The sequence below is a fragment of the Nocardioides abyssi genome, from assembly GCF_030412915.1.
Lineage (GTDB): Bacteria > Actinomycetota > Actinomycetes > Propionibacteriales > Nocardioidaceae > Nocardioides > Nocardioides abyssi.
Map to the genome: position 1 here is coordinate 158,277 of NZ_JAUHJR010000007.1, position 11,994 is coordinate 170,270.

Here is an 11,994-nt window from a genome sequence, read left to right on the forward strand (position 1 = left end):
GTCGACGATGAGCCAGGGCAACGACCGCGACCTCGCCGAGCTGCGCACCGTGGTGCTGCGCGCCCGCGAGCAGGCCCTCGGCCTGGCCCGGGAGGCCGAGGCGATGAAGGCCGAGCTGTCCCGCATGCGCGAGGAGCTCGTCCGCGAGCGGCGCGAGGAGGAGCAGGCGGCCCGCGACGCGCTGCGCAACGGCCAGCTCCCGCCCGAGCAGCGGGCACTCGTCGAGCGCATCGAGCGCGGCGAGACCACGTGGCGGGCCGTGGTGCACGGGGAGGACGACCACTGGTCGGCGCAGGACTTCCGCACCGACCTCGGCGGTCGGCTCGAGGACCTGGTCCAGGAGCTGCGCGAGACCGACCCGGAGTTCCGGGCCGAGCACGACCAGGCGCTCGCCGACGCCGCCGAGGTGGCCCGGTCCGCCGGGTCCACCGGGTCCACCGGCTCGGAGGACGAGCAGCGGTGAGCGAGGAGGTCCCGGTCGCCTCGGCGCACGAGCCCGTCGCCGACGGCCGCGAGCCGTTCGGCACGGCGTTCAAGCGGCGGTGGGCCAACACCCCGATCACCCGGCTCAACCGGTTCATCGGCGCGCTCTTCGTCGGGCCGCTCTTCATCGTGCTGCACGTGTTCATGTGGCGCGAGAACGGCAACGGCCTCTACCTCGCGCTCGTGCTGCCGCTGCTGGTGCTGCCGATGCTGGTCGTGTGGGCGTGGACCCGCGTCTCCACCCCGGGCATCCTCGGCGCGATCGTGCTGGGGCTGGCGGCGGGGCCGCTGCCGTACGTGCTCGGTCTCTGAAGCCGCCCGTCCCTCGGGCCTCGCCGCCGCCCTGCGCCCCTCGGCTGCGGCTTCGGCGAAGATGCGGCGCGCGCGCCGGAGCGGGTCCAGACTTCTCCCGTGTCCCAGCTCGTCTCCGTCAACGTCGGCACGCCCCGTGAGGCAGCGTGGGCCGGCATCGGCCGCACCAGCATCGACAAGGCGCCGGTCGTGGGCCCCGTCGAGGTCGGCCGGCTCGGCCTCGCCGGCGACCAGGTCTCCGACACCCGCCACCACGGCGGGGTAGACCAGGCGGTCTACGCCTACGCCCGCGAGGATCTCGACCGCTGGGCGGCCGACCTCGGGCAGGAGGTCCGCGACGGCCAGTTCGCGGAGAACCTCACCACGCGCGGCGTCGAGGTGACCGAGGCCGAGGTGGGGGAGCGCTGGCAGGTCGGCTCGACCCTGCTGGAGGTGGCGTACGTCCGCACCCCGTGCAACGACTTCAAGACCTGGATGGGTCGCTGCGGCTTCGACAACCGCGCCTGGGTCAAGCGGTTCACCCTCGACGGGGCCCCGGGCGCCTACCTGCGGGTGCTCGCACCGGGGGCGGTCCAGGCCGGCGACGAGGTCCACGTCGTGCACCGTCCCGGCCACGGCGTCACCATCGGCACGATGTTTCGCGCGCTGCACACAGACCCGGCGCTGCTGCCGCGGCTGCTGGAGGTCGACGGCCTCGCCGAGAAGGCCCGCCGCAAGGCGGAGCAGTACGTCGGCGTGCGGGTCTGACGGGCCGCGATCGGCGAAGTCTTTGCCCGACGGGGCGGGCAACCGGGTGGATCCGGTTACCGACGAGTCGCGAGTGACGTAGGTTACGGCCATCAGCCCGCGACGGGAGCTCGGGCCGCTTCGGCCTACCCTCCCTGCCGTCACCCAGGAGAGCCATGCCTGTCAACCACGACACCAGCTTCGTCGACCGCCTGCCCGCGAACGTGGCCGTGCAGTTCCTCGACCGCGTCGCCCAGTCGTCCGGCGCCGAGGCGTACCGCTTCCCGCGTGGAGAGGCGTGGGAGTCCGTCACCTGGGCCCAGACGGGCGACCGGGTCCGTCGCCTGGCCGCCGGCCTGCTCGCGCTGGGCCTGGAGTCCGAGCAGCGCGTCGGCATCGCCGCCGGCACCCGCTACGAGTGGATCCTGGCCGACCTGGCGGTCATGTGCGCCGGCGGCGCCACCACCACGGTCTACCCGACGACCAACGCCCCCGACGTGGCCTACATCCTCGGTGACGCGGAGTGCCGCGTCGTCTTCGCCGAGGACGACGAGCAGCTCGCGAAGCTCAAGGCGCACAAGAACGAGCTGCCGCACCTGATGAAGGTCGTGACCTTCGACGGCGTCGCCGACGGCGACTGGGTCATCACGATGGACCACCTCGCCGAGCTGGGCGAGAAGCTGCTGGCCGACCAGCCGGAGATCGTGGACCAGACCGCGCGGGCCATCCCGGCCGAGCAGCTGGCGACCCTGATCTACACCTCCGGCACGACCGGCAAGCCCAAGGGCGTCCGCCTCACGCACCGCTCCTGGGTCTACGAGGGCGCGGCGATCGAGGCCCAGGACATCCTCCACGAGGACGACCTGCAGTTCCTCTGGCTGCCGATGGCCCACTCCTTCGGCAAGGTGCTGCTCTCCAGCCAGCTCGCGTGCGGCTTCGCGACCGCCATCGACGGCCGCATCGACAAGATCGTGGAGAACCTCGGCATCGTGAAGCCGACCTTCATGGGCGCCGCTCCGCGCATCTTCGAGAAGGCCCACGGCCGGATCGTCACGATGCAGGCCGCCGAGGGCGGGGCCAAGGAGAAGCTGTTCAAGAAGGCCTTCGAGGTCGGCATCAAGGTCGACCGGCTCAAGCGCGAGGGCCAGGGCGTCCCGCTCGGCCTGAAGCTCCAGCACGGCCTCTTCGACAAGCTGGTCTTCTCCAAGGTCCGCGACCGCTTCGGTGGCCGCGTCCGCTTCTTCATCTCCGGCTCGGCCGCGCTGAACCAGGAGATCGCCGAGTGGTTCAACGCCGCCGGCATCCTCATCCTCGAGGGCTACGGCATGACCGAGAACGCCGCGGGCGCCACGGTCAACCACCCGGCCGACTACAAGATGGGCACCGTCGGCCCCGCGCTCCCGGGCGCCCAGGTCCGCATCGGCGAGGGCGACGAGGTCCAGATCAAGGGCCCCCACGTCATGGAGGGCTACCACAACCTCCCCGAGGAGACCGCGAAGGCGTTCACCGAGGACGGCTGGCTGCGCACCGGTGACAAGGGCTCGCTCGACGCCGACGGGTTCCTCACCATCACCGGCCGGATCAAGGACCTGTTCAAGACCTCCGGCGGCAAGTACATCGCCCCCTCGGCCATCGAGTCGAAGTTCAAGGCGCTGTGCCCCTACACCAGCCAGTTCATGGTCTTCGGCAACGAGCGCAACTACTGCGTCGCGCTGGTCACCCTCGACCCGGACGCCATGGCGGCGTGGGCCGAGGAGAACGGCATGAGCGGGACGTCCTACAGCGAGGTCGTCGCCTCGCCGCAGGTCAAGGAGATGGTCGCGGGGTACGTCGAGCAGCTCAACGGCCGCCTGAACCGCTGGGAGACCATCAAGAAGTGGGAGATCCTCGACCACGACCTGACCATCGAGTCCGGCGAGCTGACCCCCTCGATGAAGGTCAAGCGCAACGTCGTGGAGGACAACAACAAGGCGCGCATCGACGCGCTCTACGCCTCCTGATCCACGCCTGATCCGCACCTGATCCACCCCTGATCCACCCGGCCGGTCTCGGGACCGGCCGCCGCTCCACCCACAGCTGCAGACGAGCACCACCCCAGAGGTGGCCACCCCCGGTTGACGCGTTCGAACGCGTGTTCGATACTGGGGTGTGGCCACCTCTTCCTCTGCGGCGTCGTCCGGCGCGACCTCGGCCGCGGCCGAGATCGCGCGGCTGCGCGAGCGCATGCAGCGGATGACCGACGGGGTCCCGCGACGTCCGCTGCCCACCCACCCCGCGCTCGGCGGGGCGGTCCAGCTGCGCACCGGCGGCAGCTACGAGGCCGACAGCACCTCGCTGGCCCTGGCCCTGATGGCCGGCCCGTCGCAGGCCGGCGAGTGGTGCGCGGTGGTGGGCGTGCCCGACTTCGGCGCGGAGGCCGCCGCCGCGGCCGGGGTCGACCTGGGCCGCACCGTGCTGGTCCCCGAGCCCGGCGAGCAGTGGCTCGAGGTGACCGCCGCGCTCGTCGACGTCGTCGCGGTGGTCGTGCTGCGTCCTCCGCCGCGGGTGGGGGAGCACGTGGCGGAGAAGCTCGGCGCCCGGCTGCGCAAGCGCGGCGGCGTGCTGGTCGCGCTCGGGCCCTGGCCGCGCTGCGAGGTCCGGCTCACCACCGCCGAGCCGCGGTGGACCGGCGTCGGCCTCGGCCACGGCCACCTCCGCAGCCGCCAGGTGGTCGTCGAGACGCGCCGGGGCTCGGCCCCGCCGCGGCGTACGACGCTGTGGTTCCCCGGGGAGCCGGCCGAGACCCACCTGCGTCCCGTGCCCGCCCCCGCCCCCGCGGTGCTCCCCGACGCGCACCCCGCGGTCGCGGCCAGCTGATGCGCACCCTCGTCGTGTGGTGCCCCGACTGGCCGGTGGTCGCCGCGCTGGTCGAGGAGGCGCTGCCGCCCCGGCAGCCGGCCGCGGTGTTCGCGGCCAACGTCGTGCAGGCGCTCAACGGTCCCGCCCGGGAGTTCGGGGTACGCCGCGGCATGCGGCGGCGCGACGCCCAGGCGCGGTGCCCCGAGATCGCCGTGCTCGCCGCCAACCCCGACCGCGACGCGCGGGCGTTCGAGGACGTCCTGGCGGTGCTCGAGCAGCTGCGGCCCGGCGTGGCGCCGCTGCGGCCCGGCCTGGTGGCGCTCCGGTCGCCGGGCCGGTTCTACGGCGGGGAGGCCGAGGCCGCGGCGGTGCTGGCCGAGCGGCTGGTGCAGCACGGGGTGTGGGACTGCCGGGTGGGGGTCGCCGACGAGCTGTTCACCGCCGAGCAGGCCGCGCGCCGGGCCGAGCCGCAGGACAGCGTGGTGGTGCCGGCGGGGGAGTCGGTGCCGTTCTTGCGGGCCCTGCCGGTCGAGGTGCTCGACGACCCTGAGACCGTCGGGCTGCTCAAGCGGCTCGGCCTGCGCACGCTCGGGCAGCTCGCCGACCTGCGGGCCGGTGACGTGCTGGCCCGGTTCGGCCGGCAGGTGGCCTGGGTGCACCGGGTGGTCTCCGGGCAGGGGGAGCGGCTGCTGGCCGAGCGGACCCCGCCGCCGGACCTGGAGGTCCACGTCGACTTCGAGCCGCCGTTGGACTCCGCGGAGACCATCTGCTTCAGCGCGCGCCGCACCGCCGACGCCTTCGTCGAGGGGCTGGCCCGCCGGGGGCTGGTGTGCACCGAGCTGCTCGTGCAGGCCGAGGCCGACGGGGTGGTCGCCTCCTCGCGGCGGTGGCTGCACCCGCGCTGGTTCGGCGCGACCGACGTCGTCGACCGGCTGCACTGGCAGCTGCAGGGTGGCTTCAGGGCCGGCGAGGTGCGGGCGCCGGTCGAGCGGGTGCGGTTCGTGCCGGAGACGGTCGTGCCGGACTCCGTCCACGCCGACGGGCTGTGGGGCGGCACCGACGAGCGGGTCCAGCGCGGGATCGCGCGGGTGCAGGGGATGCTCGGCCACGAGGCGGTCCTGGTGCCGGTGCTGCAGGGCGGCCGGGCGCCGGCCGACCGGCAGGCGATGGTGCCGTGGGGCGAGCGGCCGACCGGCCTGCGGCCCACCGGCCTGCCGTGGCCGGGCAGCATCCCGCCGCCCGCACCGGCCCGGGTGCTGGCCGACCCCTGGCCGGCGGCGCTCGTCGAGCCGGGCGGGCGACCGGTCGTGGTCGACGAGCGCGGCGCGGTGCGTGGTGAGCCGGCGCGGTTCCGCCCGAGCGCCGACGAGCCGTGGCAGCCGGTCGCGGCCTGGGCCGGCCCGTGGCCGGTGGAGGAGCTGTGGTGGGAGGGCACCCCGCGGCGGGTGGCGCGCTTCCAGGTGGTCGGTGTCGACGGCCGCGCCTGGCTGATGACCTACGACCAGGCCGCAGCGGATTCGGTGTGGTGGACCGAGGCGGGCTACGACTGATGGGCTGGAACAACCCGACCATGCCGTGGGCCGAGCTCGAGCGCCGGCTCTCCGGACGCCCCGACCTGTCCTCGGAGGCGCCGATCTCGCGGCGCAAGCGCCGGCCGAGGCAGACCGACGTCGCGGCGCCGGACGGACCGGTGGTGCCCTACGCCGAGCTGCACTGCCACTCCAGCTTCAGCTTCCTCGACGGCGCGAGCTCGCCGGACCAGCTGGTGCTCGAGGCGATCCGGCTGGGCCTGGACAGCCTGGCGATCACCGACCACGACGGGTTCCACGGGGCACCGCTGTTCGCGGAGACCGCCCAGGTCAACGGTGCGGTGTCCGGACGCTCGGACCTGCGGACGGCGTACGGCGCCGAGCTCTCCCTCGACCTCGGCCGGGCCCAGCAGGGCGTGGCCGACCCCGAGGGCACCCACCTGCTGGTGCTGGCCCGCGGGGTGGAGGGCTACCACCGGCTGGCGGCGTCGATCACCGACGCCCACCTGCGCGGCCAGGAGAAGGGCCGCCCGGTCTACGACCTCGCCGAGCTGGGCGAGCGGGCCGAGGGCCACTGGCTGGTGCTGACCGGCTGCCGCAAGGGCGCGGTCCGCTCCGCGCTGCGGGCCGAGGGGCCGGCCGCGGCGGCCCGCGAGCTGGGCCGGCTGGTCGAGCTGTTCGGTCGCGGCTCGGTGGCCGTGGAGCTGGTCGACCACGGGCACCCGACCGACGCCGACGACAACGACCTGCTCTTCGCGCTCGCCGCCGAGCACGGCCTGCCGGCGGTGGCGACCAACAACGTCCACCACGCCCGGCCCGGCGACCACCGGCTGGCCGCGGCGATGGCCGCGATCCGGGCCCGGCGGAGCCTGGCCGAGATGGACGGCTGGCTGCCAGCCAGCGGCGCGGCCTGCCTGCGGTCGGGGGAGGAGATGGCGCGGCGGTTCGCCCGCTATCCCGGCGCGGTGACGCGGTCGGTGGAGCTGGCCGACCAGGTCGTCTTCGACCTGCAGAAGGCCACCCCGCGGCTGCCCAAGGACGGCATCCCCGAGGGCCACACCCCGATCAGCTGGCTGAAGGTGCTGACCTGGCGCGGCTTCGAGCAGCGCTACTACGGCACCGACCTCGAGGCCGAGGCGCGCGCCAAGATCCTCCACGAGCTCGAGGTCATCGAGCGCAAGGACTTCGCCGGCTACTTCGTCATCGTCCACGACATCGTCGCCTTCGCCCGCTCCCGCGGGATCCTCTGCCAGGGCCGCGGGTCGGCGGCCAGCTCGGTGGTCTGCCACGCGCTCGGCATCACCGCGATCGACCCGGTCTTCTACCGGCTCCCCTTCGAGCGGTTCATCTCCGAGCACCGCGACGAGGAGCCCGACATCGACGTGGACTTCGACTCCGACCGCCGCGAGGAGGTCATCCAGTGGGTCTACGAGCGCTACGGCCGCCACAACGCCGCGCAGGTCGCCAACGTCATCAGCTACCGGCCCAAGATGGCGGTCCGCGACGCCGCCAAGGCGCTCGGCTTCTCCCCGGGCCAGCAGGACGCCTGGTCGAAGTCGATCTCGAGCTGGACCAAGGTCGAGCCCGACGGCGACCCCGGCGAGACCGAGGTGCCCGAGCAGGTCGTGGCGCTGGCCAACCAGCTGCTCTCCGCCCCGCGGCACCTCGGCATCCACTCCGGCGGGATGGTGCTCACCGAGCGGCCCATCGGCGAGGTCTGCCCGATCGAGCACGCCCGGATGGAGGGCCGCACGGTCCTGCAGTGGGACAAGGACGGCTGCGAGTTCATGGGGCTGGTCAAGTTCGACCTGCTCGGGCTCGGGATGCTCTCCGCGCTCGACCACATGATCCGCATCGTCGGCGAGCACCTCGGGGACCGCTGGGAGCTGGCGACGATCCCCAAGGAGGAGCCGGCGGTCTACGACATGCTCTGCCGCGCGGACTCCATCGGCGTCTTCCAGGTCGAGAGCCGCGCCCAGATCGGCACCCTGCCGCGGCTGCAGCCGCGCTGCTTCTACGACCTGGCCATCGAGATCGCGCTCATCCGCCCCGGCCCGATCCAGGGCGGCGCGGTGCACCCCTACGTCCGTCGGGCCACCGGCCGCGAGCCGGTCGACTACCCCCACCCCGAGCTCGTCCCGGTCCTCGAGCGGACCCTGGGCGTCCCGCTGTTCCAGGAGCAGCTGATGGACATGGCCAAGACGATCGGCGACTGCACCCCCGACGAGGCCGACCTGCTGCGCCGGGCGATGGGCTCCAAGCGCGGCATCGAGCGGATCGAGAGCATCAAGCACAAGCTGTACGACGGGATGGAGCGCCGCGGCATCGTCGGGGACGACGCGGACGCGATCTACGTCAAGATCCTGTCCTTCGCCAACTTCGGGTTCGCCGAGAGCCACGCGCTGTCCTTCGCCAAGCTCGTCTACGCCAGCTCGTGGTTCAAGCTGCACTACCCGGGGGCGTTCCTCGCCGGGCTGCTGCGCGCCCAGCCGATGGGCTTCTACTCCGCGCAGTCGCTGGTCGGCGACGCCCGCCGGCACGGCGTCACCGTGCTCAAGCCCGACCTCGGGCGATCCGGGGCGCAGGCCGACCTCGAGCCGCTCGCCGAGGGCGCCCGCGTCTCGGGGATGGACTCCTGCCTGCTCGACCATCCGGGCAAGACTTTCTTCGTCCCGGGCACCCCTGACCCCACCCCGCGGCACCGCCGCGACACGGCGTACGCCGTCCGGCTGGGGCTGGACTCCGTGCGCGGCATCGGCCTCGACGTGGCCGCCCGGATCGTGGCGGCCCGTGCGGAGCGGCCGTTCGCCGACCAGGTGGACCTGTCGCGACGGGCCGGGCTCGACGCCCGGCAGCTCGAGGCGCTGGCGACCGCCGGGGCCTTCGACAGCAGCGGGCTGAGCCGCCGGCAGGCGCTGTGGAACGCCGGCTGGACCGAGCGGGAGGACCAGCTCGAGGGGGTTCGGGTCGCCGGGGACGCGCCGATGCTGCCGGACATGGACGCGGTCGAGACGACGATGGCCGACCTGTGGGCCACCGGCGTGACGACCGACAGCCACCCCTTCGGCCACCTGCGCGACCAGCTGCGCCGGGCGGGGGTCCGCTCGGTCGCGGACCTCGCCACCACCGAGCCCAACCGCCGGATCAGCGTCGCCGGCCTGGTCACCCACCGGCAGCGCCCGGGCACCGCGGGCGGGGTCACCTTCCTCAACCTCGAGGACGAGACCGGCATGCTCAACGTCATCTGCACCGTCGGGGTCTGGCGCCGGCACCGCAAGGCGGCCGCGGGGTCCTCGGCGGTCGTGATCCGCGGCATGCTCGAGCGCGAGGACGGCGTCACCAACCTGGTGGCCGACAAGATCTCCTCCCTCGAGGACCTGCACCCCGAGGCCGGGCGGGCGCTGAAGGAGAAGCACCGGTCCCGCGACTTCCGATGAGGGCGTGACCGGGCCCCGGTGGGAGGATGGAGCCGTGCCTTCCGTCCTTCCCGCCGGCGACCCGGTGCCCGAGGACGGCGCCCTCCCGGAGGGGTCGCTCGCGCGGCTGGGGGAGCGGCCGTTCGGGTTCTACGTCCACGTGCCGTTCTGCACGGTGCGTTGCGGCTACTGCGACTTCAACACCTACACCGCCGAGGAGCTGACCCGCGACGGGCACACGGTGTCCCGCACCTCCTACGCCGCGTCCGCGATCGCGGAGGTACGCCGCGCGCGGCGCGTGCTCGGTGACCGCGACCTACCGGTGGAGACCGTCTTCCTCGGCGGCGGCACCCCGACGCTGCTCGGCCCCGAGGACCTCGGGGCGGTGCTCGCCGCGATCGACGAGGAGTTCGGCCTGGTCCCCGGGGTCGAGGTGACCACCGAGGCCAACCCCGACAGCGTCGACCTGCTCTACCTCGACGGGCTGCGCGCCGCCGGCTTCACCCGGGTCTCGGTCGGCATGCAGTCCGCCGTGCCGCACGTGCTGCGCGTCCTCGACCGCACCCACGACCCGCTGCGGGTGCCGGCCGTCGTCGAGTGGGCCCGCGCGGCCGGCTTCGACCAGGTCAGCCTCGACCTCATCTACGGCACGCCGGGGGAGTCGCTCGCCGACTGGTCGACGTCGCTCGACGCCGCGCTGGCGTCGGCGCCCGACCACGTGTCGGCGTACGCGCTCATCGTCGAGGAGGGCACCGCCCTGGCCCGGCAGGTGCGCCGTGGCGAGGTGCCGGTGCCCGACGACGACGACCTCGCCGACAAGTACCTCCTCGCCGACGAGCGGATGACCGCCGCCGGGCTGGGGTGGTACGAGGTCTCCAACTGGAGCCGCGACCGCGCCTCGCGGTGCCGGCACAACGAGCTCTACTGGGCCGGCGCGGACTGGTGGGGCGTCGGCCCCGGCGCGCACTCCCACGTCGGCGGCACCCGCTGGTGGAACGTCAAGCACCCCGCGGCGTACGCCGACCGGCTGGCCGCGGGCCGCAGCCCCGCGCACGCCCGCGAGGTGCTCACCGCCGAGGACCAGCGCGTCGAGCGGGTGCTGCTCGAGCTGCGCCTGGCCGACGGGCTGGACAGCGCGGTGCTCGACGAGGCCGGGAACGCAGCAGTCCCCGGCCTGGTCGACCGGGGACTGCTGGTGGAGCAGGACGGGCGGCTGGTGCTCACCCGGGACGGTCGGCTGCTCGCCGACGCCGTCGTGCGCGACCTGCTGGGCTGACCTGCTGGGCTGGGCTGCCGGGCTGGGCCTCAGCTGACCATTCGGATGGTCAGCGGGTAGCGGTACAGCTCGCCGTTGCTGGCCTTGACCGAGCCGATGATCGTGAAGACCAGCCACAGCAGGCCCACGATCGGCAGCAGCAGGAAGCCGACCAGCACGAACACGAGCACGAACGAGACGATCCCGTAGATGAGGATCGAGAGCTGGAAGTTCAGCGACTCGACCGCCTGCGCGCGGACGTAACCCGACTGGTTGCCCTTGACGAGCATCACCACCAGCGGGCCGATGAACGCCAGCGCGACGAACGCACCGATCAGCGCCGACCAGTGGGCCGCGCCGCCCCAGGTCCGCTCGTCGGGGTTGGCCGGTCCCTGGCCCCGGTAGGCCTGCGGCGGCTGCTGGCCGTAGCCGTACGGCTGCTGCCCGTAGGGCTGCTGGCCCTGAGGCTGTTGGCCGTAGGGCTGCTGTCCGTAGGGCTGCTGGCCGTAGGGCTGCTGGCCGTAGGGCTGCTGGCCGGCCGGGTCCTGGGGGTCGGACGGCGGGGGGCCGTAGGGGTCGCTCACGGCTGCTCCTCGGTGACGAAGTCGATCAGTTCCTCGACCCTACCGAGAAGCGCGGGCTCGAGGTCGCCGAAGGACTGGACCTTCGAGAGGATGTGCTTCCACGCCCGGGCGATGTCGGCCTGGTCGCGGTGCGGCCAGCCCAGCTGCTGGCACACGCCCTTCTTCCACTCCAGGTGGCGGGGCACGTCGGGCCAGCGCTGCAGGCCCAGGCGCTCCGGCTTGACCGCGGCCCAGACGTCGATGAAGGGGTGGCCGACGATCAGCACGTGCTTGCCGACCGGGGAGCGGCGCACCGCGTCGGCGATCCGGCTCTCCTTGGAGCCCTTGACGAGGTGGTCGACGAGCACACCGACCCGGCGGTTCGGGCCCGGGCCGAAGTCGCGCAGCTGCTCGGAGAGGTCGTCGACGCCGTCGAGGTACTCCACGACGACGCCCTCGATGCGCAGGTCGTCGCCCCAGACCTTCTCGACCAGCTCGGCGTCGTGCCGGCCCTCGACGAAGATCCGGCTTGCCCGGGCCACCCGCGCCTTGGCCCCGTGGACCGCGACCGAGCCCGACGCGGTGCGGGTCGGCTTGGCGGGCGCGCCACCGCGGACCGGGGCGACGAGGATGACCGGCCTGCCCTCGAGCAGGAAGCCGGCGCCGAGGGGAAACGTGCGCCGCTTGTTGCGGCGGTCCTCCAGCGTCACGGTGTGCAGGTCGCGGTCGACGGCGACGATCTCGCCGACCCAGTCGGTCGTGACCTCCTCGACGACCGCGCCGAGCTCGGCCGGCGCCTCGACGGCACGGCCGCGCTTCGGGGCGCGCCAGTCGGTGGAGAGGACGTCGGATCCGTAGCGGTCGGTCACGTC

The 11,994-nt window shown here is 73.6% G+C and carries 10 protein-coding genes; 8 read left to right on the plus strand and 2 right to left on the minus strand.

Annotation, left to right across the window (positions count from 1 at the left end):
- Positions 1–7: 7 nt before the first annotated feature.
- From QWY29_RS15915 to hemW, 8 genes are all read left to right on the plus strand, one after another.
- A complete protein-coding gene (locus QWY29_RS15915) occupies positions 8–463 on the plus strand; it encodes a hypothetical protein (protein ID WP_300961998.1) in 456 nt (151 codons plus the stop codon).
- Positions 460–795 (plus strand): hypothetical protein, encoded by a 336-nt coding sequence (locus tag QWY29_RS15920; RefSeq protein ID WP_300961999.1) that lies wholly within the window; start codon positions 460–462, stop codon positions 793–795. Before QWY29_RS15915 ends, QWY29_RS15920 begins: the two co-directional genes overlap by 4 nt.
- A gap of 99 nt (positions 796–894) precedes the next feature.
- A complete protein-coding gene (locus QWY29_RS15925; protein WP_300962000.1) occupies positions 895–1,542 on the plus strand; it encodes an MOSC domain-containing protein in 648 nt (215 codons plus the stop codon).
- A gap of 155 nt (positions 1,543–1,697) precedes the next feature.
- Entirely contained in the window at positions 1,698–3,521 is a 1,824-nt protein-coding gene (locus tag QWY29_RS15930) for an AMP-dependent synthetase/ligase (RefSeq protein WP_300962001.1), read from the plus strand.
- A gap of 148 nt (positions 3,522–3,669) precedes the next feature.
- Positions 3,670–4,377: a DnaE2-dependent mutagenesis accessory factor ImuA' gene (gene imuA' / locus QWY29_RS15935; RefSeq protein ID WP_300962002.1), complete on the plus strand. Its 708-nt coding sequence runs from the start codon at positions 3,670–3,672 to the stop codon at positions 4,375–4,377.
- Entirely contained in the window at positions 4,377–5,909 is a 1,533-nt protein-coding gene (locus tag QWY29_RS15940; protein WP_300962003.1) for a DNA polymerase Y family protein, read from the plus strand. The genes imuA' and QWY29_RS15940 overlap by 1 nt, the downstream gene beginning before the upstream one ends.
- Positions 5,909–9,325: an error-prone DNA polymerase gene (locus tag QWY29_RS15945; RefSeq protein WP_300962004.1), complete on the plus strand. Its 3,417-nt coding sequence runs from the start codon at positions 5,909–5,911 to the stop codon at positions 9,323–9,325. Before QWY29_RS15940 ends, QWY29_RS15945 begins: the two co-directional genes overlap by 1 nt.
- A 34-nt stretch (positions 9,326–9,359) precedes the next feature.
- Entirely contained in the window at positions 9,360–10,580 is a 1,221-nt protein-coding gene (gene hemW / locus QWY29_RS15950; protein ID WP_300962005.1) for a radical SAM family heme chaperone HemW, read from the plus strand.
- 29 nt (positions 10,581–10,609) lie between these two features.
- On the opposite strand, the gene QWY29_RS15955 is transcribed toward hemW, so the two are convergent.
- Complete coding sequence (locus tag QWY29_RS15955; protein WP_300962006.1) at positions 10,610–11,143, minus strand: DUF4870 domain-containing protein; 534 nt, start codon at positions 11,141–11,143, stop codon at positions 10,610–10,612.
- On the minus strand, positions 11,140–11,991 hold the full coding sequence (locus tag QWY29_RS15960) for a DUF3097 domain-containing protein (protein WP_300962007.1): 852 nt from the start codon (positions 11,989–11,991) through the stop codon (positions 11,140–11,142). The genes QWY29_RS15955 and QWY29_RS15960 overlap by 4 nt, the downstream gene beginning before the upstream one ends.
- Positions 11,992–11,994: the final 3 nt, after the last annotated feature.